Below are 26,397 nucleotides of genomic sequence, written 5' to 3' on the forward strand. Positions count from 1 at the left end.
ATCAAAAGCCGCAAGTTATTTTTCCATCAGCATCTCTCCCGCACGCTTTAAAAATGTCTCCATCACATCTTTTGCTTCCACATATTTTTCCCTGGTATTCAATTTCAGGAAATAAGTAAAATACGGTTCTTTCGCATCCATGGTAAACTTCACATGATTGTTAAAGGATGCTGTAAACTCCGGAATTGCCGCCACATTGATCTTTGCTTTCTCATACAGGGTAAACCGCAGTGTATCACCTTTCTGTGAAATATCCGTGAAATAAAGATGATGTGCCATGGATTTTACCCTTGCAATATAAAGCAGATTTTCGACAGATTTTGGCGGATCTCCAAAACGGTCGATCAGTTCTTCTAACATCTCTTCTGACTCATCCGCAGTCTCAATGCCTGCAATACGCTTATAAATGTCAAGTTTCTGCATCTCGTTCGGAATATATCCCATCGGAATATAAGCATCAATATCAATGTCGATCGAAGTGTCAAAACTTTCAGCAACTTCCATGCCTTTTGCTTCCTTAACCGCTTCATTTAACATTTTACAGTAAAGATCGTATCCGACTGCCTCCATATGCCCATGCTGCTTGGCACCAAGCAGATTTCCCGCACCGCGGATCTCTAAATCCCGCATGGCGATCTTAAAACCGCTTCCAAGCTCCGTATACTCTTTGATCGCAGCCAGCCTTTTTTCTGCTACCTCTTTTAACATCTTATCCCTGCGGTACATTAAAAACGCATATGCTGTCCGGTTCGATCTGCCGACACGTCCACGAAGCTGATAAAGCTGTGACAATCCCATGTTATCCGCATCATGGATGATCATGGTATTCACATTTGAAATATCCAGTCCTGTCTCAATGATCGTTGTGGAGACCAGTACATCAATCTCACCATTAATAAAACGATACATGATATTTTCTAATTCTGTCTCTTTCATCTGTCCATGCGCATAGGCAACATTTGCCTCCGGCACAAGCTCTGCAATTTTAGCTGCAACATCTGCAATCTCTTTCACACGGTTGTATACATAATATGCCTGTCCCCCACGGGAAAGCTCTCTTGAGATTGCTTCGCGTACCAGTTCCTCATTGTATTCCATTACATACGTCTGGATCGGTACACGGTCCATCGGCGGTTCCTCTAATACACTCATATCACGGATTCCGATCAGACTCATATGAAGCGTCCTTGGAATCGGTGTTGCTGTGAGCGTGAGCACATCGATATTTGTCTTTAACTGTTTGATCTTTTCTTTGTGCGTCACACCAAAACGCTGTTCCTCATCAATGATCAAAAGTCCAAGATCCTTATATACCACATCTTTCGACAGCAGTCTGTGCGTCCCGATAATGATATCAACGCTTCCTTTTTTCAATGCCTCCACTGTCTTTTTCTGTTCTGCACTGCCCCGAAAACGACACAAAAGATCAATATTGACCGGGAAATCTTTCATACGCTGCACAAAGTTATTGTAATGCTGCTGCGCTAAAATCGTCGTCGGCACTAAAAAAGCAACCTGTTTTCCGTCCTGCACTGCCTTAAAAGCCGCACGTATCGCAATTTCCGTCTTTCCATACCCGACATCACCACAGATCAGGCGATCCATGATCTTCGTGCTTTCCATATCTTTTTTCGTCGCCTCGATCGCAAGCTCCTGATCTTCCGTCTCTTCAAACGGGAACATTTCCTCAAATTCTCTCTGCCAGACAGTATCCGGTCCATAGACAAATCCATCCTGATCCTGTCTCATTGCGTAAAGTTTCACAAGATCCTGTGCAATCTCTTTTACTGCACCGCGCACCTTCGTCTTGGTCTTATTCCATTCCTGTCCGCCTAATTTATTCAGCTTTGGTTTTTTCGCATCTGCACCGGCATATTTCTGGATCAGTTCTAACTGTGTTGCAAGGATATATAAGTTTCCACCGCCGGCATACTCAATTTTGATATAATCTTTAACCGTCTTATCAACTTCGATCTTTTCGATTCCGCGATAGATTCCGAGTCCATGATTTTCATGAACAACATAGTCACCAACGTTAAGGTCGGTAAAACTTGCAATTTTTTCTCCCTCATAGGTGCGGCGGTGTTTCTTTTTTTTCTTTTCACTGCCGAAAATATCGCTCTCTGAGATCACAACAAATTTGAGTAACGGATATTCATAACCTTTTTTGATCTTACCGTAACCGGTCATGATCTCACCCGGTTTTACCTCATGGTCGAAGTCTTCTGAATAAAAAGCATTCAGTTCCTCTGCCATCAGATCTTCTGCCAGCCGCTTCGCACGCGTTCTTGATCCGGAAAGCAAAATCACACGGTATCCGTTTTTTTTGTAACGGGTGAGATCTTTGACCAGAAGTTCAAAACTGTTATTGTATGGATTGACCGTCTTTGAGTCGATGGTAAATTTTTCTTTGATATCCACATGACTGTTTTTTAAATCCAGTGCCACCAAAGAAATACATGCCATTGTTTCAATTTTTGCCAGGATTTCCTTACAGGAAAAAAGTTCCCGCATCTGTCCAGGCAGAATATAACCTTTTTCAAGACGCTGTTTCATGCTCTCGGAAAACTCCGTTTCCGTCACCATGCCGCGCTCAATGGAACGTGCCAGCTCATCCACAAAAATAATCGTATTCTCCCTGTTAAAGTAATCAAGTAACGATACTCTTTCCTCACAAAAATACGACAGATACGCGTCAAGTCCTGCACTGATACCTAACTCTCCCGCTTCCTCTGCAATCTGGGCAGCAGTACTTTTTATGCGGTGTGCCTCCTCCGTTTTCATTTCTTTCCGGAGTTTTGCAGATACCTTATCAGCCTCTTTTAAGATCCTTCCGATCCCCGCCTGCCGTTCCTGTACTGTCAGTACCAGTTCACAGGCAGGATAAATTGAAATTTCCTCCAGATTTTCAATCGATCGCTGGCTTTCCGCATCAAAGGAACGGATAGAGTCAACCTCGTCCCCCCAGAATTCAATTCGAAACGGATTATCTTCTGTCAGTGGAAATATATCTAAAATTCCGCCACGCACCGAAAACTCTCCCATCGTTTCTGCCTGATAGTTTTTTTCGTAACCAAGCTCCACTAAGTGTTTTACCAGTTCTTCGAGATTTAATGTATCCCCGACCGCAACCTTTATCACGGACTGAATAAAATTTTCCGGTACTGGCATTGGATTCATGAGTCCGTCAAATGTAGTTATTATGGTGCACGCCGGTTCTTCTGCAAGCATTTTTAATGCATTGATACGCTCCGCAGTAAGTACATTTCCACGGATATCCGACTGATAAAAAAGGATATCTTTTGCAGGATAATACGCTGCCTTTGGATCAAAGAACCGATATTCTTCATAGATTTCTTTCGCTCTCTGCTCCTGAAACGTAACAATGATCCTGTTTCCAGAACCATTGTTTACACTGTACATAAGATGTGGTTTTGCCGCATCTATACATCCTGAGATCTGCGCGATCCCGCGCAGCTTCTGCACTATCGCACTTAAATTTTCAAATTCTTTCAGCTCTTTTAAAGGTTCCGAAAAAGCTCTCATGATAATCCCCATTCCGGTGTGTGAAAATCTTTATTCACACAAATCCCATTTACGCTTCTTTCTTTTTTACATTATAATGATTCATCGCTGCATCTGTTTCACCGGCAACCATCATTTCAACAGCCTCTACGGCATGCCCGATCGCTTTCTCAACTTCTACGCGTTCTGCGGCATCAAAATGTCCTAACACATGGTCTGCAAGATCCCAGCCCGCCGGTTTTTCCCCGACACCGACTTTGATGCGCAAAAAATTCTGCGTCCCGGTCATCGCAATGATATTTTTGATGCCGTTGTGCCCGCCTGCACTTCCTTTCTTGCGGATGCGCAGATTTCCCGGCGCAAGGCTGATGTCATCATAGATCACGATCATCTCTTCTTCCGGGTCCATCTTGTAATAACTGAGCAGTTCTGCCACACTCTCCCCGCTTAAATTCATATATGTCTGTGGTTTTGCCAGCACAACTTTCACACCGTTTATGACACCTTTTCCACAGAGTGCCTTATGTTTTTTTTCACTGATACTGATATTATATTTCTCTGCAAGCGCATCCATGACATCAAATCCGATATTGTGTCTGGTGTGCTCATACTGTTTTCCCGGATTTCCGAGCCCTACGATCAAAAACATGTATTTCTCCATTTCTGTATCTTTTATCCACAGTGACCGGAATAAATCTTTCCATCCCATTTATTTTGCCTGATTCCGTCTGCGAATGATCTCTGCTGCAGATTTCAACTGCTCCTGGTCATTCACACCCATGATATCCTCCGGATCACTTAATGCAAATGCATCCACTTTTAGTCCTTTGTTCTTTATAATTGTCAGCGTATCCGGCAGATAATATTCACCCTGCGCATTATTCGGCTGGATTTTTTCAAGTGCCTCTTTTAATTCCTTTGTATCAAAAATATACATACCGGAATTGATCTCATGAGAAGCTCTCTCTTCCTCACTTGCATCTTTGTGCTCTACACTTTTTACGAAATTACCATCTGCATCACGGATGATCCTTCCATATCCTGTCGGATCTTCCACCATGGCGGATAATACTGTCACGGTATTTTTGTTTGTTGTATGATATTCTCTTAAACGCTTCAGTGTATCTGCTGTGATCAAAGGTGTATCTCCAAACAGGATCATCGTCTGTCCCTCATCCCCTAAGAAATCTTTTGCACAGCGCACCGCATGACCGGTTCCAAGCTGCTCCTCCTGTAATACAAAGCTGACCTCCTGATGCAGGATCGTCTCCCGTACCACTTCATATTTATATCCGACAACCAGACAGATATCATCTGCACCTGCTCCGATCGCTGCTTCGATTGCATAATCTACCAGACATTTTCCTTCTATTGTATGTACCACTTTCGGCAGATCTGATTTCATACGTGTTCCTTTACCTGCTGCAAGTATTACCGCTTTTAACTGTTCCATATGTATCCTCCTGCATCTACGTGCTATTTTTCTGATATTGTTCACCATACCATACTGTTTTTCTCATTGCAGTCTATGTTTTATTTTACAGGACTTTCCTGATTTTACAAGTATTTTTCACACCGTCATTATAATAAGCTGCCGCCAAATGATGGTTTGTGGTTGTGATGTGAGTTTCCCTGTGTAGGGTGGTTCTGGGGGGTTACGATTGGCAAATTGCATCAAGCCGGGACTGTTTTGTTTCCGTTGTCCGAAAATAAGAAAGTCTAAGTATGCCTGATTTAGTTTTATGCCGGAGTGACGTGTGCGTCCTAAATGTGCCGTCCGGGCACATTAGGACTTGTGCTGCCGTCCATGGCAGCACAACACTGTATTGTGAACAGGCATACTAAGACTTTCTAATTTTCTCCCAAAGTCACAAAAGCAATCCCGGCTTGATGCGATTTGCCAGCCGCAAGGTTGTGAACCACCCTTCGCCGGGGAACTCATTTTACAACTTTGGCGGGTGTAAATTTTTAGTGTTTTATGTCTGAATCTGAAAAAAAAATATTTCCAAATAACTATGTTTAATAGATTATTATTGGTTTGATAATACTGGAAAAACCTCAATGTATCCCGTTATGCCTATGTTTATTGCCATACACATTTGAAAAAATTATTCTGTGTTATTTTGTCTGGCATTTTACGAAAAAATTCATGTAATACAATGTAGCAGATGGAAAATCTGGGAAGCCATTAGGTTGAATATTAATGATACAGCACATTAGCATTTTAAGTATATTTCCATTTGTGCGAATATCGAAAATCCGCACCTACGCCCCCAGTTTTGAGATGAACCGCCCACCCAAATGGTGTTTCATAACCTGGAGGCTGGCATCTTGCGCAAAGTCGAAGTAATTTTGTGACTTTGGGAGAAAATTAGAAAATCTTAGTGTGTCTATAGGTACACAGTGATGTTCTGCCACGGATGGCAGAACAAGGCAGCATCGAGTCATGGATGACTCGTTGTTGCCGGTCACGTCACTCCGAGAAAATCTAACCCAGACACACTTAGACTTTTCTTATTTTCGTACAACGGAACCAAAATTAACTCCGGCTTTGCGTAAGATGCCACTCACAAGCCTGCGACACACCATTTGGACGGGCGACGCATATCACCCACAAACCATCATTTGGCGAATCAACTGTTTAACACACCAAAAAGCGGCTGTAACAACAATCCCCTGTTACAGCCGCTCATTCTTTTTATTCTGCCGACACAACAATCTTCCTCAAAGACCTGCTGCCAAAAGCTCCTTACTCCTCAGCAGCTAATGTCTCCTCGTACTTTTCCAAGATCAGTTTCTGAATCCGTTCTCTTGTACCAGAGTTGATCGGATGTGCAATATCGCGGTATTCTCCGTCCGCAGCCTTGCGGCTTGGCATTGCAATAAAAAGACCTTTTTCCCCTTCAATGATCTTGATATCATGTACCACGAACTCTTCATCGATCGTGATTGAAACTACCGCTTTCATCTTGCCTTCTTTTTCTACTTTTCTGATCCTCACGTCCGTTATCTGCATGTCTTATGTCCCCCTTTAAGTTGTTTTACCCTTGTCCCAAAAATGCATTTTTACAACACGTAGCGCTCATTGTTCTCAGAAACAATCTTGATACCATTGTCTCCACAATAATATGTATTTGCTTTCAATGTGTCCCTGCTCTCCACGATACAGTTCTCGATATGTGTATTATCGCCAATATATACATCATTTAAGATAATAGAGTTTTTAATTACACAGTTCTTGCCAACAAATACTTTTTTGAACAGGATAGAATTTTCCACTTTGCTGTTCACGATACATCCGCTCGCGATCAGGCTGTTCCGCACATCAGAGCCTGCATTATATTTTGCAGGTGGGAGATCATCAACCTTTGAATAGATCTTCGGCTCATCATGGAAAAAGTATCTGCGTACCTCCGGTTTCAGGAAATCCATATTTGTCTGGTAATAAGACTCAACAGTTGCGATGTTGCTCCAGTATTCTTTCATCTTGTAACCATAGATACGCTTCATATTTTTATAACGAATCAGAATATCCGTAACAAAATCCCAGCGTCCTTCCTCTGCACTGCGCTCTAACATCTCGATCAACTGTCTTCTGCGCACGATATAAATACCGGTAGAAATGGTGTTAGACTGGGATACCATCGGTTTCTCTTCAAATTCTACGATCCTGGAATCTTCATTCATCCGTACCACACCAAAACGGCTTACATCCACATCCGGTGCCATATCTTTGCACACTACCGTGATATCCGCTTTCTTTTCGATATGATATTCAAGTACTTTATTGTAATCAATCTTATAAACACAATCACCGCTCGTAATGATGACATACGGTTCATGGCGTTTCTTTAAGAAGCTGATATTCTGATACATGGCATCTGCCGTTCCGCGATACCACCAGCTGTTATCAACCGTAACTGTCGGGTTAAATACGAACAGTCCACCCTGTTTTCTTCCGAAATCCCACCATTTTGAGGAACTCAGATGCTCATTTAAGGATCTGGCGCTGTACTGTGTCAGTACTGCAACTGTCTGTATATGCGAATTACTCATATTGCTGAGTGCAAAATCAATGCTGCGATAGCTGCCTCCGACAGGCATTGCTGCAATCGCTCTTTTATTGGATAGTTCCTGCATACGGCTGTTATTACCGCCAGCTAAAATAATACCTATTGCCTTCATTCTGAGTCACCTGCCTTAATAATTACTTCACCGCTTCCAAGAATTCCATCCGGATAATCTTCTTTTTCCGTAACTCCGGAAATTGCCGTATTCTTTCCTATCTGAACGCCATCCGGCACCACGGAATCTTCACCTATTGTTACAAGACCAAAAGAATATATACTTGCATTCAGCTTGTTCGGTGCTTCCTCACCGACTCCAAGCACCACATTGTTACCAATATGGCAGTTTTCTGCAACGATTGACTTATCTATCGTGACACCTTCACCAATCTGTGTCCCCTTCATAATTATTGAATTCCTTACTACACTGCCTTTACCGATCGTAACACCTGCACCGATGACAGAACTGTGCACTTCTCCATATATTTCAGATCCCTCACCGATAATACTCTTCTCAACCACAGAATCTTCTGACAGATACTGCGGTTCAATGATATCGCTCTTTGTGTAGATCTTCCAGTATTCTTCATACAGATTGAACTCCGGGATCAGATCGATGAGTTCCATATTGGCTTCCCAATAGGAGCCTAAGGTTCCAACATCCTTCCAGTAACCATTAAATTCATAGGCGAAAAGACGTTTTCCTCTCTCATGGCAGTATGGAATAATATGCTTGCCGAAATCACAGCCACTCTGGTCTTTCATGGCATGTAATGCTTCCTTCAAAACATTCCAGCTGAAAATATAGATTCCCATGGATGCAAGATTACTTCTCGGCTCTGCCGGTTTCTCCTCAAAATCCTGTATTTTTTTATTTTCATCCGCGATCACGATTCCAAACCTGCTTGCTTCCTCGATCGGTACCGGCATTGTTGCAATCGTTACATCTGCATGATTTTCTTTATGGAAATCGAGCATTACCTCATAATCCATCTTATAAATATGGTCACCTGATAAGATCAGGACATATTCCGGATTATAGCTCTCCATGTAATTCATATTCTGGTAGATTGCATTTGCTGTTCCACTGTACCACTCGCTGTTATTGCTCTTCTCATAAGGTGGAAGCACCGTTACACCGCCATTGTTACGGTCAAGATCCCACGGAATACCGATTCCGATATGGGTATTTAAACGTAACGGCTGATACTGTGTCAGAACACCAACGGTATCAATTCCTGAATTAATACAGTTGCTGAGTGGGAAATCGATAATACGATACTTTCCTCCAAACGCAACTGCGGGTTTGGCAACCTTTGCTGTAAGCACTCCAAGACGGCTGCCCTGTCCTCCAGCCAATAGCATGGCTATCATTTCTTTTCGAATCACGTCAATCACCTCTCGTCACTTTCTAGTCAATCTATTCCTTTTGGTATTTTTAATTATACCACACTCCAAATCTCATGTACATCATTTTTCACAATATTTTTTTTTGATTTTACATATTTTTGACACATTGCACAAATTGATAAAATTTTATCTACAATTCTTTTTTTCTGTCGAAAAGATTTTTCCTCAAAAGAATTTGCAAATTGATTCCATACGGGTATAATGAAACAAACAGAATTATTAATAAAACAGGCAGGTATCAATAAATGTATAAAATCAATTTCAACCAGCCGCTGCACATCCATTTCATCGGGATCGGCGGTATCAGCATGAGTGGTCTTGCTGAGATACTTTTAGAAGAACATTTTACCATCTCAGGATCTGACACAAAGGAATCCGGACTGACCAGACATTTAGAGCACATGGGTGCCCGTATTTTTTACGGTCAGAAGGCCGAAAACCTTAGCGATGACATTGATCTTATCGTCTACACCGCAGCCATCCGTGAAGACAATCCGGAATACGCGGCCGCAAAAAAGAGCAGCATCCCAATGTTAAGCCGTGCAGAACTGCTTGGCCAGATCATGGACAATTACAACAATTCCATCGCCGTTGCCGGTACCCACGGAAAAACGACGACCACATCCATGATCAGTCAGATCCTTCTTGCCGCAAATGCAGATCCTACTATTTCCGTGGGTGGGATTTTAAAAGCCATCGACGGCAATATAAAAGTAGGCAAGTCCGATATTTTTGTATCCGAAGCGTGCGAATATACCAACAGTTTTCTTCATTTTTATCCACGCTACAGTGTCATTTTAAACGTGGAAGCGGAACACCTTGACTTCTTTAAAGATATTCAGGACATCCGCAATTCATTCCGAAAATTTGCAGGAAATACAAAAAAAGACGGTGCGATCATTATCAACGGTGAAATTGAAAATTACACCGAGCTTACAGATGGTTTAGATCCCAAGGTGATCACTTTCGGTCTGAATGACTCCTGCGACTATTATCCGTCCGATGTTACATTTGATGAGACAGCATGTGCTTCCTTTACAGCTATGCATCACGGTTCTCCGGTCATGGATGTCAAACTGCATGTTCCAGGCATGCACAATATCTCAAATGCGCTTGCAGCGATTGCACTTACACTTGACCTTGGCATTTCAAAGGATGCGATCCTCGCCGGTTTATCCGCTTTCGGAGGTGCAGACCGTCGTTTTGAATATAAAGGATGTGTGGATGGCGTTACTATCATTGATGATTATGCGCATCATCCGACAGAGATTCGTGCAACATTAACTGCTGCAAAGAATTATCCGCACAAACGTCTGGTCTTAGCTTTCCAGCCGCACACTTATTCCAGGACAAAAGCATTTTTAGATGACTTTGCAGATGTGCTTTCCATGGCTGACGTAGTCGTTCTTGCAGATATCTATGCTGCCCGCGAGAAAAATACTTACGGAATCAGCTCGAAAGATATCCTTGAAAAATTAAAGGACAAAGGAACAGAATGCTATTATTTCCCTTCCTTTGAAGAAATCGAAAAATTTTTATTGAAAAAATGTATAAACGGTGATCTGTTGATAACTATGGGTGCCGGAGATATCGTAAACGTTGGTGAACACCTTCTTGGCAGATAAGTTATCCACATTATCCACATTCGATTGGGGAAAACTTCAACCATCGAATGTGGATTTTTCTTGTCGACATAACATGTCCCTCTTTTATTGTTCCGTTTTCTTTCATGTCCCTTGTTTTCTGTATTTTGTCACAGTTGCCATCACTTTCGTTTTTTATGTATTCACTTTTTATCCACATTATCCACATTCCCCTTAACCCTTGATTTTACAGCATTTGTATTCAAAATTGTTCTTCTCTTTTTTCTTTTCCTATGCTATAATTTGTGGCGCAGCAAATATTTATGCTTATACTTTTAGAATATTATCGAAAGAGGGTTTCCTTCATGGCTAAAATACTAATCCACAGTGACAGCGCATCTTCTGCCACGAGTGTATCGAATATTTTTATTGATGAATATATGTCTGACGCAAATGGAGAATTTGTAAAGATCTACCTGTACCTGCTGCGTCTGATGAACGCCCCGGATTCCGCTTTTTCGATTTCTTCCATTGCAGATAAATTCGAACACACAGAAAAAGATGTAAAACGTGCCTTAAGTTATTGGGAACGCATGCATCTTTTGCGTCTGGAATACGATACAGATCATAACTTAACCGGTGTGTGCCTTATTGATTCTGCATCCAGGGATAAAACTGATGTAACCGGCGAATTTTCAGAAAATGAATCTGCCGCAGAGGCACCCGACTCAAACAGCATTTCATCATCTGCAGACGAATACACCTCCTCAGATGATGATGGTATTTCTTCTGCAGATACGGAAAATTTTCCTCCAAAGAGGGATTACACCCGCGATGAATTAAAACAGTTTCAGGAAAATGACCAGATCGCAGAACTTCTTTTTATTACAGAACGCTATCTCGGACGCCCTCTCAGCCAGACTGATACAAACACGCTTTTGTATTTATATGAAGAACTTTCTTTTTCACCGGATCTGATCGAATATCTGGTGGAATACTGCGTAAGCAAAAACCATACTGCGATCCGCTACATCGAAGCTACGGCGTTGAAATGGGCAGAAAGCGGTATCCGGACTGTAACCTCCGCCAAACAGGAAGCAAAGATCCACAGTCCGGCTTATTATGCAGTAATGCGTTCCTTTGGCATTACCGGAAGGAATCTCGTTCCATCTGAAACAGACTTCATTGAAAAATGGCGTTCCGAGTATGGTTTTTCCATCGACATCATCTGTGCGGCATGTCAGCAGACCATACAGAGTATCCATCAGCCGAGTTTTCCTTACACGGATAAAATGCTTTCGAACTGGCGTAAATTAAACGTACATACCATGGAAGATGTAAAACGTTTAAATCTTGAACATAAAGAACGTGCAAAGACTTCCGCACAGGAAGCGGCTGGTTCAAAAAATAAGTTCAACAACATCGGACACCGTTCCTATGAATATGATGAGCTTGAAAAAATGTTACTGACAACCAATTCAAAACGCTGATACCATAGAATAGTATGAAAATATTGTCTTCATACTAAAACAGGCAAAAATGGAGATTAGGATAAGAACATGCCTCTGACAAATTCGCAATATGACGAGATCATACGGGCATACGATGCCCGGCAGTTAAAAAATGAACATGACAGGGAAGAACGGACACGCTATGCCTACATCAAGATTCCGCGTCTCCGCGAGATTGATGATGCCATCGCAACCTGTTCCGTTGCACAGGCAAAGAAGCTCTTAGACGGCGATACCAAAGCTCTTCATACCTTAAAAGAACAGATTGCCTCCTACCGCAGTGAGAAAAAGGATCTTCTAAAAAAAGCCGGTCTGGCTGCTGATTATTTAGAAACTGCTTACGAGTGCCCGGATTGTAAAGATACCGGTTTTATTGACGGGAAACGCTGCCACTGTTTTACACAGGCTGCAATCGATCTGGTCTATACCCAGTCAAACTTAAAAAGCATCCTGCTGCGTGAAAATTTTTCCACATTTTCTTTTGACTATTATTCCGATAAAGCCGTAAACCCTGCGACCGGATTATCATCTTTGGCAACCGCAAAAGATGCTGTCGCAAAATGTCACGACTTTATCGATCACTTTGATGATACATTTTCCAATCTTTACTTTTACGGAGATACCGGTATCGGCAAAACTTTTCTGTCAAACTGCGTTGCGAAAGAGCTGATGGATCACGGTCATTCTGTAATTTACTTTACGGCGTTCCAATTATTTGATATATTAAGCAAGGGTGTATTTGCAAAAGATGAAGATGCGATTGCCGCAAATGAAAATATTTTTACATGCGATCTTCTGATCATAGATGATCTTGGCACAGAGCTTACAAATTCTTTTACAACTTCCCAGTTGTTTTTATGTTTAAACGAAAGAATCCTGCACCGGAAATCAACCATCATTTCCACAAATCTCGGATTATCACAGCTTACCGATCTGTATTCGGAGCGAATCTTATCGAGAATCATGGATAATTATGTTCTGATCAAATTATTCGGGGAAGATATCAGGATGCAGAAGCGGAGACGTTAATCATTGCAACAGACACAGGATACTTTTTCTGCCTTCAATTAGAGCAATCTATTGAAATACATGTAAACAAATTTTTATGGAGGAACCATTCAATGCCAAACGATGAAAGAAACCTAGAAACCTTACCTGATGGAGCACTTGGTCTGATCCCGCTTGAGAGCTGCAAAGAGCTTGGTCTGAAAGTAGACAAGTATCTGGTCGGCTGGAGAGAAAAAAGACAGCATCAGCATGCATCTGATCTTGCCTTCAAGGATTACCGCCGCGATTCTTACATCATCTCTACCGCTGTTCCGCGTTTCGGAACCGGTGAAGCAAAAGGTGTGATCAAAGAATCTGTTCGTGGATACGATCTGTACCTGATGGTCGATGTGACAAATTACAGCCTTACCTACTCTGTATGCGGCCATGAGAACCACATGTCACCGGATGATCACTATGCAGATTTAAAACGTATCATTGCAGCCGTTGGCGGTAAAGCAAGACGTATCACAGTCATCATTCCTTTCTTATATGAAAGCCGTCAGCACAAACGTACTTCCCGCGAATCCTTAGATTGTGCTTTAGCATTACAGGAACTGACTGCAATGGGTGTAGACAACATCATCACATTTGATGCTCATGATCCACGTGTCCAGAATGCAATTCCATTAAAAGGCTTTGAAACTGTACAGCCTGCATACCAGTTTGTAAAAGGCATCCTGCGTGAAGTGACTGACTTAAAGATCGATTCTGATCATATGATGGTAATCAGCCCGGATGAAGGCGGTACGAACCGTGCTGTATATCTTGCAAGCGTTCTCGGTTTAGATGTCGGTATGTTCTATAAGAGACGTGATTACAGCCGTATCGTAGACGGACGTAACCCGATCGTTGCACATGAATTCTTAGGTTCCTCCGTGGAAGGAAAAGACGTTATCATTATTGATGACATGATCTCTTCCGGTGAAAGTATGATCGATGTTGCAACTGAATTAAAGAAACGTAAAGCAAACCGTATCTTCGTTGTTGCAACTTTCGGACTCTTCACAAACGGTTTAGAAAAATTTGATCAGGCAGTTGCTGATGGTATCATCTACAAAGTCGTTACTACAAACCTTACTTATCAGACACCTGAACTCTTATCCAAACCTTATTACATCAGCTGTGATATGAGTAAATACATCGCTTATATCATTGATACCTTAAACCATGATTCTTCCATCAGCGATCTGTTAAACCCGTATGACAGAATCGAACGTCTGGTATCCAAATACAAAGCAGAGCAGAAATAATCCTGAAATACTTTTCAAAAGCCGGTACTTTTTGTGCCGGCTTTTCTTTACAAATAACAGGATACCTTCATTCCATGATCATGAATTAAAAAAGGAACCTCAGTACTTTTTGGTACATCGGTTCCTTCTATTTCACTTCTATGTATTTGTGTCTTACAGACTTATTTAAAACAGATCAACTCTTCCTGCAAACTTCTGGTTGATCACATAATATGCTGCAAATTCTTCCGGTTTTAAATATACCTGAAGACTCTTGATAGATGATGCTCTGTGACCCTCTGCAACAAACTCATTTTTTGCTTTCTCGATCACATCTGCAACGATCGCTTCATTTCCCTGATACTGAATAAATACTTCCGGAACTAATTCTTCCTTTGCTGCTTTCGCTGCCGCTTTCTTTGCTGCTCTTGAAGGTTTCTTCTCTTTTACAGGTTTTGCTGTTTCCTTTGTCTCGACAACTGGTTTTGTTGACGATGCAGCCTTTGCTGCTGTCATTTCTTCTACTGCTTCTTTAACTGCTGTTGTTTTCTCAGCTACTGCTGCTTTTACCTCAGTTGCAGATTCTTTTACAACTGTTTTTGCTGTTGCTGCCACATTCTTTGCTGCCTGCAATACTTCTGCCTGCTTTTCGTTTGTCTTTGGCTCTGCTGTTTTTACAACATTAGTTTTTGTTGCATTATTTTTTGCTATAGTTTCTTTTGCCATAATGAATTCCCTCCTCAACAAAAATTACTCACAAACTAAAAACTTCTCCATTGCGTCTAATGCTTCTTCTTCATCGCTTCCTTCTGCAACGATATTGACAGTCATACCTTTTGAAGGATTAAATGCCATAATTCCCATGATACTCTTTGCATTGATCCGGCGGTTATTGCTCTCAAGGATAATCTCACTGTCATAGCGGCATGCCACCTGAACCAGTTCTGCAATCGGATTATCGTGTTCTTTAGAAACATTCGAAACCACTACTTCTTTTCTGCTCATATTCATCCTCTTCCTCTTTTCAAGTACTTCTCAAAATATAACCCATTCGACTTTAATTTGCAATACGTCTCACTTAAATCTGTTAAAGTTCAACGAACTATTCTATGGAAGCACTGTTTTTTTATGCAGTTTTCTCGTTTTTTTCATGTATATATACTTACAATGTGTCTGTATATCCGCATTTTTGTTCTTTTACTTGAGGTATGTGAAAAATACATTTCCGGCTTCCTTAAAAACTTCATCCGCATCTGTCAGGCTCTGCTTAAAATTACTTCCGGTTGACGGATCAAAGATAATGACATTATTGGCATCATAGCCTACCACAAGTACCGCTTCATCGCTTCCCGTCATCGCAAATACAGGATTGCCACAGCTTACATAGTAAAGGACTTCCTCCACACTGCATCCTGTCAGATCTAAAATTCTTGCATCTTTCATGGTATTGCTCAGAATATTCTTTGGTGTTTCTCCGCCTGCGATCAATGCACTTACACTGATATTAATTCCCTCCTTTTCAAGCATTGCATTGATACACTGCGCAATACTGTTAGAGGATGCATCTTCCGCGCCAACCGCAATATCGGAAAGAGCCGGTCTGATCGCATCTCTGGAACGTTTCCAGATGTATTTCTGATCTTTTCCTACCACAACTCCCATATTTTCATTCGCTTTTGTGATCGCATCTGCCACCTGATCTGTGGTATAGACCACATCACCTTTTACATAAACATAATATTTCCTACTATCACCCTTATCCTCAAGTGTGAGTGTACGCTCCTGCTCTAATATGGTTTCTCTCGGAGTAAGCAGCCTCGGAGCCTTCGCCCCTACAGTTTCCGGCAGAGATATTTCAAACTGGGTTTCTTTGCTGTCGGAATTACTGCTTACAATGGAAACAATTTTATTTCCATCTCCCTCCCTGTTCATGATCATATCCTGATCTGCATCAACATAGGCGGTTCCATTATACTGGATGCGGTTTAAATACATAGTATAATCATCAATATCAACACCTGATACATAATAACCATTTTTTTCATAAGTTTTTAACACAGATGGTTCATCGGACGACACATCCAGAATTTTAATCTGATACATCGGAAAAATAACATTCCCGGCAGCTTCTGTTGATACATCTGCAGCATTCGCTACACCATATACAAAATCATCTCCCATAAATCCAAGCGGTTTTACATATTTGCTGCTTCCTTCTGTTATCGTTGTTATTTTTTCATTCGAAAAGTTTATGAGACAGATCGTATCACTCTGTCCATTCTGGCTGCCTTTTGTCCATGCAAAATAGCGGTCAGATTCCGAAACTGCATATATTTCCTTATCCAGTCCTTTTATCAGCTCTTTCATTTCCAATGTACTAAGATCTATCCCATATACACTGCCGTCCACCATCAGATATAATTCTCCGCCCTCATTCACATACATCAGCTGACCAAGTTCTGATTTCATAACTTCATATGCTTTATCGGAAGAAATGAATGCCAGTTCTTCATTTGTATTTGAAAGACTGTCATAATGATTTACCTGTATTCCCACTTCCCCCTCGTGGCTTCCGCGGTTCATATAACCATACACGATATAATCAAGGCTCCCTGCCTCATCAATCCGGACGATCTTGATATCATGTTCGCCATAATTTTCGCGGCTGTCAATTCCTTCATATCCGCGGAAACTGAATACTTTTGCAAGCGTATTTTCTGTCTCGTTATAGCTCCACAGCTCCCCCTCCTGTACAAAGGCTACTGTAGTCCCAGTCTCATTTGCCTGATACTCCACATTTCCCGAACGTATTCCAAGTTCAATATAATTATCAAAAAAGTTGACATTTTCCCCACGGAAGATCTGATTCATACGGCGTTCAAAATTAAGCAGATACATACGGCTGCTCGTATAACGCACACGATAATATTCTTCTACATTATAATATTCGCTCTCGCCGTCCTCCCCGATACTCGTTACAACATAATCCAGCACGATCACATTATAAGTATCTGTGATCTCTTTTATCGATGGCACTGGTGTCGTTAACTGCTCTCCGTTAAAATCTGCCCAGGCAAGCTGTTTCAACGAAGAATTTAACGAAACAAACTGTAAGGTGGTATTATCCCCGGTCGTTTTTTCCATGTACGTTGACAACGTTCCCGACGTTTCACTATTAAATGTGGTATTATGAAACTCCTTAACAAATTTCAGTGATTCATCTATATGCGCATTCTGCATCTCCATGATTCTTGTATAATAATAGATCACATCATTCCCGCTCTCTAAATTAATGAGCAGTAAATATTCTTCCCCCTCCTGAAGAAGATTCTGAATTTCCAGTTCCGCTCTGATCGTACCTTTTTTTTCATCGTAGGAACTGACATCTGCATTAGCGATCAGTCTCTCCCCATCAAGACTCCGTATTTCATAAGATATAGCATCTATACTCGCCTCATACGTCTGAATTGTAACCGGGAGTTTTCTGTCTTTTCCGATCGGCGTGATCGTATCGCGCATGCTTGCGGCATTCATTTTTGTACGATATCCATGTAATTCATTGATTTCCTGTTCGCTGCTCTCTAATGAAATAACCGGTAACGTAGCATTTTTCATTTCTGTTGTCAGATCTTCATTGACATGATTTGTCATCATACTAAATATTCCGACCGCCACAAAAAAAATGACGGTCAGTACGACTGCCTTAATTGCACCTTTCTGCACGATATTATCTCCTTGCTCTATGTGAATGAAATATATTTTCTCTGTTAAACCGCAAAAAAAGCGATAGCTATATTGTATGCATTTTTTTTCAAATCCGCAATGCCTATTGCCGATTCTTTTAGAAAATTTAAGATATCAAGTAAAAAAGAATCCTGCCCGGAGGGCTTTTTATGTAATAGGCACTTTCAATGAATTTTCCTATTACACAAAAAAGGGCACCTCACATTGAGGTACCTGCCCTTTTTCCTGTATCAGCTATTTTACCACCAGCGTCTGCATCTTCTGTGTCTGCAGCGCCGTTTATACATCTCGTTATTTAATAATACCCCGATCAGACTCCTCATATCATCATGTCCTCTGGGCGGTGGAGGCGGCATCCCCGGTCCTGGTTGCGGCGGTGGAGGCATTCCCGGTCCCGGCGGTGGATTCATTCCACCCCAGTACTGTTCTGCCTCAACATTATTTTCTTCTCCTGCCACCTTACGGTAAATCCGCTCTGCCACCTGCTCTAACATCAGACGATCCGGATATTCGTCAAACATCAGGCTTCCCTCATACTCCATTTTATCGCACTCATCTTCCACGTAGGAAAGGATCGTCTTTACCTCTTTCGGATAAAGCTCTTTCATGCGTTCCATATCTTTTTCATATTCCATTTCCGTAAGATACAGATTCTGCATCGGATAACTCATGTAAAATGGCATTTTGGGTACATCCATCTGCATACGGAAAAACTGTTCCTGATTATAGTCCACACATTACTCCTGTCACTAACATCTCTATATCATATGCTTAAGGAATATTTTTGTGTCATCAGCCATACCATAAATCCTACTCAAAAAGAATATTTTTGTATTTTGTGTAACCTTCTTTGTTCATCTGTACGGATGCCTCTTTTTCATTTCCCTTATGCGTAAACATGTACTCATTATAAGCACCATCACGATAAGCAAAATCCTCTCCGTTATCCTGGTAATGCAGGTATGTTCCATCTCCCGGATATATGCGCATTTTCAAGGTATCATACGGCTTTTCACCAACATACTGTGCCAGTTCATAAGTCGGGATCATTCCTCCCTCTTTCACGAACATCGGACAGGTATCAAGCGGTGCATCCACCATGTAATACTGTTTTCCCTGATATGGTTTCTTTGTCTCATAATCATACCAGGTACCTTCCGGAAGATATACGATCTTCTTTGTCTCTCCCTGCTCTAAAACAGGTGCAACAAGAAGATTCTCTCCTACTAAAAATTCACCGTTTAAGTTCCATGTTTCCGGATCATTTTCATAATGCAGAACCAGCGGACGCATAACTGGCAGTCCCGTCAGTTCACACTCGTGGAACAGATCATACAGATACGGAAGCAGCTGATATCTTAATTCTACAAATTTGCGGTAAATGCGAAGCGTTTTCTCATCAAACTGCCATGGCTCCTGGTATGTACTTCCCACGGAAGAATGGTTACGGAACAGTGGTGAAAATGCACCAACCTGAACCCAGCGGCACATCAGTTCCGGTGTACAGTCTGCTCCGAATCCGCCGACGTCTGTTCCTGCAAATGCAATTCCACTCATACCGAGATTGCAGAGTTGTGGGACTGCCATTCTAAGATGTGCCCAGAGGCTCTGGTTATCTCCTGTCCATACCGTAGAGTATTTCTGCGTTCCTGCATAACATGCTCTTGTGATGACAAACGGTCTTCTTTTATCATTTTCCTTTAATCCCTCGTAGGTAGCCTTTGACATCAGATGACCATAAACGTTATGCATTGCTGCATGATCCGTTTTTTGATCCTCATCCGTGAATACTACATCCTGTGGAAGTTCTCCACGGAAACTTGCAGGCTCGTTCATATCATTCCATGTTCCACGTACACCAAGATCAACTAAAAACTTCTGATTGTCCGCCCACCATTTTCTGACATCCGGTTTTCCAAAATCAGGATACACAGCCTCTCCCGGCCACACTTCATTAACGTATACTTCACCTTCCGGTGTTTTTGCAAAATAATCATTCGCAATTCCCTCATCATATTTTGCATATCCCGGATCTAATTTCACACCCGGATCGATGATGCAGACAACCTTAAAACCATCCTCTGCAATTTCTTTTATGATTTCTCCCGGTGCTCCAAAATCCTTTTCATTCCAGGTAAATACGCGATAACCATCCATATAATCGATATCAAAATGAATCGTATCGCACGGTATCTGTAGTTCTCTGTATTTATGCGCCACACGTCTGATATCCTCGGCGGACAGATATCCCCATCTCGACTGATGATGTCCTAATGTCCACAACTGCGGCAATGGTGTCCTGCCGGTCAGATAGGTATAACCTTCCACGATATCCGTCATTTTCTCTCCGGAAATAAAATAGTAATCGAGATTTCCGTTCTCTGCACTGTAATAATAGTATGCATCATTCTCTTTTCCGAGATTAACATGGGATCTGTAGGTATTGTCAAAAAACATTCCAAATACACCTGTCTTTTTTAACGTGATCAGGAATGGAATTGATTTATACAATGCCTTAAAATCGTCCGTGTGCGCCTGCGGAAGATCAGAATTCCAGTTTTCATATTCATAGTTTCTTTTATTTAAAACGCCTGTCTTATCTCCAAGCCCATAGAATTTTTCATCTCCGTCCATCTTCTTTATGACCATGACAGGATCTTCTTTTTCACCATCTGCAGAGACAGCATGTCCCTCAGATTCTAAAGTAGCAAGTGCTTCATCACTTAATCTTGCTTTTTTCTTTCGCTCTCCCCTGAAATCTTCGCATAAAAGTGTACCGTCTTCTTTATAAAAATCAATGTGAAAATCATCATGTACTTCTGCTGTCAGTTTATCGGTTTTAATCTGTACTGCTCCGTTCTCCTCAGAGACTTTTACGGAAACATTCTGTCTTTTATCTCCTTCGATTGCCTTTGAGCGGTGATCTTTTGACTGATACGGAACAAATACATTCATGATCGTATCCGTAACTGCTGTGACATATGCCGTTCCATGTTCAAATTCAAACTCTACTGTACTGCCATTGATCTGATAAGAAAGTTTTTTCCCTAACATATATTTCTCCTTTTCTTTTTACATTTTTGCAATATCCTGTAATTCCTGCAACAGATCAAGATCCGACTGCTGCACTTTCATATTTGTTGTGATCGGTTCTGCTCCGGGCTTTGTCACGGTGATCTCAATAATGGTTCCTTCCGTGATGCCGGTCGAAAATACTGCATTTAAAAATGCGGCGAATTTCGGATGATTTGCCGTGAATTTATTTTTTGCATTCATGATTTTCATAATTGAAGCCGGATTCATCATAATTGTTCTCCTTTTCCAGTGTATTTTTCGTTTATATTACTTTAGTACCGCCATTATACTATAATATGGAGGATTTGTCCCGAAAAATTACGAAATTTTCTATGCGGTTTCCAAGGTTTCCTTTCATTTTTCCGTTACAGAATGGAAAATCGTTTGTCCAAATGATGATTTGTTGGGCTATGAGTTCCCCGGCTAAGGGTGGCGTCGCAGTTTTGTGAGTGGCAAATTGCATCAAGCCGGGACTGTTTTGTTTCGTTGTCCGAAAATAAGACAATCTAAGGCTGCCTGGTTCAGGTTGTGGCGGAGTGACGTGTGCGTCTTAAATGTGCCATCCGGGCACATTAAGACTTGTGCTGCCGTCCGTGGCAGCACAACACTGTATTGCGGACAGGCAGTCTAAGATTGACTAATTTTCTCCCAAAGTCACAAAACAGGTCTCGGCTTGATGCGATTTGCCAGCCGCAAGGTTGTGAACCACCCTTAGCCGGGAAACTCATTTTACAACCTTGGGGGTGCGTAAATTTTTAGTGTTTTGTGTCTGAATCTGATTAAAAAAGATTTCCAAATAACTATATTTAATAGATTATTATTGGTTTGGTAATACTGGAAAACCTCAATATATCCCATTATGCCTATGTTTATTGCCATACACATTTGAAAAAATATTCTGTGTTATTTGGTCTGACAATTTACGAAATAATTCATGTAATACAATGTAGTAGATGGAAATTCTGGGAAGTCATTAGGCTGAATATCAGTGATACAGCACATTAGGATTTTAAGCATATTTCCATTCGTGCGAATATCAAAAATTCACACCCGCGCCCCCATTTTGAGATGAACCGCCCACCCAAATGGTGTTCACAACCTGGAGGTGGGCATCTTGCGCAAAGCCGAAGCTGATTTTGTGACTTTGGGAGAAAATTAGAAAATCTTAGTGTGTCTGTAGTTACACAGTGATGTTCTGCCATGGATGGCAGAACAAGGCAGCATCGAGTCATGGATGACTCGTTGTTGCCGTTCACGTCACTTCGCGAAAATCTAACTCAGACACACTTAGACTTTTCTTATTTTCGTACAACGGAACCAAAATTACTCCGGCTTTGCGCAAGATGCCACTCACAAACCTACGAAACACCATTTAGGTGGGCGACGCATGCCTCGACAAACCAGCATTTGTCAGATAGCTAATTTCAATCCGTATTGTTCTGTGCATTGTAAACGAACTGCATATCCACCAGTTCTTCATACTGGTAAGTCCCCTGATATACATCCGATGCAATGGATACTTCCATATCATTTTTTACTGCTTCCTGCGTGATCACACCATCCATGCTCCAAAGTTCATCTGCATAGGCGCGGTCGATCGCGGCTTCTATATCTTCTGGCGGTGTGGTCGGAAATTCTTTTTCTGCAGCCCGGACTGCGATCTCCTTATCCTGCGCCGCAGTCAGAGATTTTAACATCGCATTCACAAAGTGCTGTACTGTTTCCGGATCATTGCTGATTGTCGATTCCGCTACACTTAAAACAGAGTAAGCATAATCTCCTAAATCTGTAAACTGGTAAAATGCATCTGTCCATACCCCCTGCTTCATCCCATCTACAATCTGGGGTTCTGCTGCCCAGGAAATATCTGCCTGACCGCTCTGCACCACAGCAACGGAAGTTGACATGTCTGCCGGCTCTACCATCACAACATCACGATCCGGATCAAGTCCGAGTGAAAGCAAAAGATAGCGCACGCATAAATTTGGGCTGCCGCCAAATCTGCCGGAATTGATCTTCTTGCCTTTTAAATATTGTGCAAGTTCTTCATCCGTATTTCCAGTATATTCTTCACCGACTGCTGCACACAGGTACACATTTGCACGGTTTACACAGTTGCAGACGGCAATTACCGGGTCAGGGCAGTTTCCGGATGCATTCGGGATCGCATTCGAATCCACTCCACCGATCACGCCCCATGCATCCCCGCTCATCACAGATGTCACATGCGAGCCGCCCGTAGCCTGTATCACCTCCACATCAAGTCCTTCCTCCTCAAAAAATCCCTCCTGCTGCCCAACATAAAGTGGAAGATAACCAATCGAATGTAACGGTTCTGCGATCACAATCTTCTTTAGCGCCTCACTCTCCTGCCCTGCCTTATCATCACCGCAGGCTGTCGCCAATAGCACGGCAGCAAATAAAACGCATCCAAAACAACTAAACCATTTCCTTTTTAATATTTTTCTTGTTAACATCTCTGCCTGTTTTCTCTTTTTCATATAATATGGCTTTACGTGCCAAAAGGTGTCTTTACGCCTTACGGTAAATGGCAAGATGTTCCGTCATCCATTTTTCCAGTTCCACCACCGCAAGGTACATTACCATTGCAAGCAGTGACAGCACGATCACCCCAACCCACACTAATGTAGTATCTAAAATAGTACCCGCATAGATGACCATTCTTCCAAGTCCATGCCCAGATGCGATAAATTCCCCGACGATCGCACCTGCGAGCGCCAAAGAAATATTGATCCGGAGGCTCCCAAGCATCCAGGGAAGCACTGCCGGAACCACAACTTTACCAAAAACCTGCCACCTGGTGGCACCAAGTGAATAAAGCAAAGTTTCCATCGACTCATCCACATTTTCGACGCCGCTGACTGTCGCGAGCGCACATGATATTACTGTCATTAAAAATGCCAGGATTACTTTGGATGAAAAACCGATACCAAACAGCACGATTAAAATTGGTGCAAGTGCCAGCTTTGGCACTGCATTAAACATCACAAGATACGGTTCAAAAATTTTTGCAAATGTCTTTGACCACCAGAATGACAATCCTAACACTGCGCCGCCTAACGTTCCTGCCAGAAAACCACCGATCGTAGACATAGATGTAAAATAGATGTCATATGCAAGATTTTTTTCTTTCCACTGAACGATCGCTGTCCGTACGATCAATGAAGGAGAACTCCAGTAATAATCATCGATCCATCCACACATAGCACTCACTTCCCAAAGGATTAAAATTGCAATTCCAAATAAAATCCTTCCTGTCCGGATGCCTTTTTTCTGTTTTTTCTGCCTTAATTTTTCCTTTCCGTCTGACTGCATTGCCCCAACGGATTTCGGCTCATAATAATATGCTTCATACGCCTTTTTTTCCATCAGACATTCCTCCTGTCAAATGCTGTTTTAAATCCCAGAAATCAGCTTCCAGCATATCTTCCTGCTTTCTTGGACGTTTTAAGTTAACATTGATTTTTTCTTTTACGTAACCAGGCCGTTCCGAAAAAACATAAATGATATCCGACAGATAAATTGCCTCATCGATATCATGCGTCACAAATAAGACTGTTTTATGAAAATCTTCCCAGATCTCTAACAGCCAGTTTTGCATGGACTGTCTTGTCTGCGCATCCAGTGCGCCAAACGGCTCATCTAACAAAATGATCTCCCGGTCATACAAAAGCGTGCGAAGAAGTGCTGCTCTCTGCCTCATTCCACCGGACAGTTCGCACGGATAATTTTTTTCAAATCCCAAAAGTCCATACTTTTCCATCAGGGGCAGTGCCTGTTTTCTCGCTTCCCTCTTCGGTACACCCTTGATTTCAAGTCCCAAAATAATATTGTCGATGATCGTACGCCACGGAAGAAGCATATCTTTTTGCAGCATATAACCAACATAGCCCTTTTCCCCTAAAATGCTTTTCCCGCCGATCGTAATATCTCCCGATGTCGGTGGCAGAAGTCCTGCCACAATGTTAAACAGCGTCGACTTTCCACACCCGCTCGGCCCAATGATCGAAACGAATTTCCCATGTGGTATGGAAAGGTCTATCGGTCGTAATATCTGACGCATTTCCCCATTATTATAAAAGCATTTTGTAATGCCTGAAATTTTTATATCTTCATAAGCCATAACAGCAGCTTCTCTAACTCATTCTTATTGTAATATATTCATATATCCGGCACTTTGACATATAAAAATCCGGAAACAGAGGATCATTCCCCGTTTCCGGATTACATACAAATGATATCTTTTTCTTAAAGCATTTTCTTTCTCTTAAAGCATTTTCTTTCTCTTAAAGCATTTTCTTTCTCTTAAAGCATTTTCTTTTTCTTAAAATATACGATCTCACCTGCAATGATAAATATACTGGCAATGATCACAACCGGATATGCATACTTCCATCGGAACTCCGGCATATTGGGGAAATTCATTCCGTACCATCCTGCGATCAATGTCAAAGGAAGAAAGATCGTTGTGACAACCGTCAGGATACTCATGACTTTATTCTGCTGAACATCGATCAATGACTGGTATAACTCACGGATCTGTACCAGATACTCTCTCAAAAGTTCTACATGGTCATGCAGACGTTCCACACGGTTTGCATAGAGCTGCCAAAGTGATTGCTCCTTATCTGTCAGTATCTGTCCAAAATCACTCTGCATGGCATCTGCCAGATTTACAAGCTGCTCGTAATAAGCATGATACGCCGAAAAGCGTTTCCGGTACCGGAGTATGATCTCATAAAAATGTTCCGGAATCTTTTTTAACAGTTCTTCCTCGATCGAAGCTAATTTTTCTTCCTGCTGCTGCAGATAGATCACATCATCCTCGATCAGCATTTCAAAGATCATGACAAGAAGCTGATTCATACTGATTTCTTCCGGTATGACTTTTTCCAGTTTTCCCAGACATGTCTTTAAAAAACTGCCATCCTCGATCAGTAACAGTTCATCGCCCCTCAGATAAAATCCAAATACAATATAAGTTATTTCACCTTTTAATACGCGCGGTATCTTCATTGTCCCAAACAGACAGTCTCCATAATTTTCCGCCTTACAATACTGCACCGGATTCATACTGCGGTAAAGATTCCGCTTGTGAGGATATTCCCCCTCTAGCTCCTTAAATTCTGCTGTTGACATCAGACAGATTTTTTTTTCAATGTTTAAATGATATTCCTGCATG

General features: G+C 41.8%; 20 protein-coding genes. 4 read left to right on the forward strand and 16 right to left on the reverse strand.

Annotated elements, in window-relative coordinates:
• Positions 1-15: 15 nt before the first annotated feature.
• The 6 genes from mfd to ACDD58_RS06945 form a co-directional block, all read right to left on the reverse strand.
• A complete protein-coding gene (gene mfd / locus ACDD58_RS06920; RefSeq protein WP_370776576.1) occupies positions 16-3,546 on the reverse strand; it encodes a transcription-repair coupling factor in 3,531 nt (1,176 codons plus the stop codon).
• A gap of 49 nt (positions 3,547-3,595) precedes the next feature.
• Positions 3,596-4,174, reverse strand: coding sequence for an aminoacyl-tRNA hydrolase (gene pth / locus ACDD58_RS06925; RefSeq protein WP_370777466.1), 579 nt, complete (start codon positions 4,172-4,174; stop codon positions 3,596-3,598).
• Between the two features lie 60 nt (positions 4,175-4,234).
• Positions 4,235-4,978: a sugar phosphate nucleotidyltransferase gene (locus tag ACDD58_RS06930; protein WP_370776578.1), complete on the reverse strand. Its 744-nt coding sequence runs from the start codon at positions 4,976-4,978 to the stop codon at positions 4,235-4,237.
• 1,296 nt (positions 4,979-6,274) lie between these two features.
• Complete coding sequence (spoVG, locus tag ACDD58_RS06935) at positions 6,275-6,541, reverse strand: septation regulator SpoVG (RefSeq protein ID WP_117922555.1); 267 nt, start codon at positions 6,539-6,541, stop codon at positions 6,275-6,277.
• A 50-nt stretch (positions 6,542-6,591) separates the two neighbouring features.
• The gene (glgD, locus tag ACDD58_RS06940; RefSeq protein ID WP_006856279.1) at positions 6,592-7,710 is read right to left on the reverse strand and encodes a glucose-1-phosphate adenylyltransferase subunit GlgD; all 1,119 of its coding nucleotides are present in this window, start codon (positions 7,708-7,710) and stop codon (positions 6,592-6,594) included.
• The gene (locus tag ACDD58_RS06945; protein ID WP_182438857.1) at positions 7,707-8,981 is read right to left on the reverse strand and encodes a glucose-1-phosphate adenylyltransferase; all 1,275 of its coding nucleotides are present in this window, start codon (positions 8,979-8,981) and stop codon (positions 7,707-7,709) included. Before ACDD58_RS06945 ends, glgD begins: the two co-directional genes overlap by 4 nt.
• Positions 8,982-9,247: 266 nt before the next feature.
• Between ACDD58_RS06945 and murC the strand changes: the two genes are divergently transcribed.
• The 4 genes from murC (at position 9,248) to ACDD58_RS06965 (ending at position 14,396) form a co-directional block, all read left to right on the forward strand.
• A complete protein-coding gene (murC, locus tag ACDD58_RS06950) occupies positions 9,248-10,627 on the forward strand; it encodes a UDP-N-acetylmuramate--L-alanine ligase (RefSeq protein WP_370776582.1) in 1,380 nt (459 codons plus the stop codon).
• A gap of 323 nt (positions 10,628-10,950) precedes the next feature.
• Positions 10,951-12,075: a DnaD domain protein gene (locus tag ACDD58_RS06955; protein ID WP_118209864.1), complete on the forward strand. Its 1,125-nt coding sequence runs from the start codon at positions 10,951-10,953 to the stop codon at positions 12,073-12,075.
• A gap of 69 nt (positions 12,076-12,144) precedes the next feature.
• The gene (locus ACDD58_RS06960) at positions 12,145-13,125 is read left to right on the forward strand and encodes an ATP-binding protein (RefSeq protein WP_370776584.1); all 981 of its coding nucleotides are present in this window, start codon (positions 12,145-12,147) and stop codon (positions 13,123-13,125) included.
• 92 nt (positions 13,126-13,217) lie between these two features.
• The gene (locus ACDD58_RS06965; RefSeq protein ID WP_117922559.1) at positions 13,218-14,396 is read left to right on the forward strand and encodes a ribose-phosphate pyrophosphokinase; all 1,179 of its coding nucleotides are present in this window, start codon (positions 13,218-13,220) and stop codon (positions 14,394-14,396) included.
• A gap of 165 nt (positions 14,397-14,561) precedes the next feature.
• Here ACDD58_RS06965 and ACDD58_RS06970 read toward each other — a convergent pair whose 3' ends face one another.
• The 10 genes from ACDD58_RS06970 to ACDD58_RS07015 all read right to left on the reverse strand — a co-directional run bounded on the left by ACDD58_RS06970 (position 14,562) and on the right by ACDD58_RS07015 (position 26,396).
• Positions 14,562-15,101: a DUF6465 family protein gene (locus ACDD58_RS06970; protein ID WP_370776586.1), complete on the reverse strand. Its 540-nt coding sequence runs from the start codon at positions 15,099-15,101 to the stop codon at positions 14,562-14,564.
• A gap of 24 nt (positions 15,102-15,125) precedes the next feature.
• Positions 15,126-15,380, reverse strand: a complete 255-nt coding sequence (locus ACDD58_RS06975; protein ID WP_015560179.1) for an HPr family phosphocarrier protein — start codon at positions 15,378-15,380, stop codon at positions 15,126-15,128.
• Positions 15,381-15,572: 192 nt separating this feature from the next.
• A complete protein-coding gene (locus ACDD58_RS06980) occupies positions 15,573-18,098 on the reverse strand; it encodes a hypothetical protein (RefSeq protein WP_370776589.1) in 2,526 nt (841 codons plus the stop codon).
• A 260-nt stretch (positions 18,099-18,358) separates the two neighbouring features.
• Positions 18,359-18,853: a hypothetical protein gene (locus ACDD58_RS06985; RefSeq protein ID WP_186899311.1), complete on the reverse strand. Its 495-nt coding sequence runs from the start codon at positions 18,851-18,853 to the stop codon at positions 18,359-18,361.
• Positions 18,854-18,929: 76 nt separating this feature from the next.
• Entirely contained in the window at positions 18,930-21,173 is a 2,244-nt protein-coding gene (locus ACDD58_RS06990; protein WP_370776591.1) for a glycoside hydrolase family 31 protein, read from the reverse strand.
• An 18-nt stretch (positions 21,174-21,191) separates the two neighbouring features.
• The gene (locus ACDD58_RS06995) at positions 21,192-21,425 is read right to left on the reverse strand and encodes a hypothetical protein (protein WP_199654254.1); all 234 of its coding nucleotides are present in this window, start codon (positions 21,423-21,425) and stop codon (positions 21,192-21,194) included.
• Positions 21,426-22,618: 1,193 nt separating this feature from the next.
• Positions 22,619-23,695, reverse strand: a complete 1,077-nt coding sequence (locus tag ACDD58_RS07000) for an ABC transporter substrate-binding protein (RefSeq protein ID WP_370776595.1) — start codon at positions 23,693-23,695, stop codon at positions 22,619-22,621.
• A 31-nt stretch (positions 23,696-23,726) separates the two neighbouring features.
• Positions 23,727-24,584 carry an ABC transporter permease gene (locus ACDD58_RS07005; RefSeq protein ID WP_117922642.1) on the reverse strand — a complete coding sequence of 286 codons (858 nt, stop codon included), beginning with the start codon at positions 24,582-24,584 and terminating at the stop codon, positions 23,727-23,729.
• Positions 24,565-25,338 carry an ABC transporter ATP-binding protein gene (locus tag ACDD58_RS07010; protein WP_118210237.1) on the reverse strand — a complete coding sequence of 258 codons (774 nt, stop codon included), beginning with the start codon at positions 25,336-25,338 and terminating at the stop codon, positions 24,565-24,567. The genes ACDD58_RS07005 and ACDD58_RS07010 overlap by 20 nt, the downstream gene beginning before the upstream one ends.
• A 182-nt stretch (positions 25,339-25,520) precedes the next feature.
• The gene (locus ACDD58_RS07015) at positions 25,521-26,396 is read right to left on the reverse strand and encodes a CorA family divalent cation transporter (RefSeq protein WP_370776600.1); all 876 of its coding nucleotides are present in this window, start codon (positions 26,394-26,396) and stop codon (positions 25,521-25,523) included.
• Position 26,397 lies beyond the last annotated feature (1 nt).

The organism is Roseburia sp. (assembly GCF_041325975.1).
Classification (GTDB): Bacteria; Bacillota; Clostridia; order Lachnospirales; family Lachnospiraceae; genus Roseburia; species Roseburia rectibacter.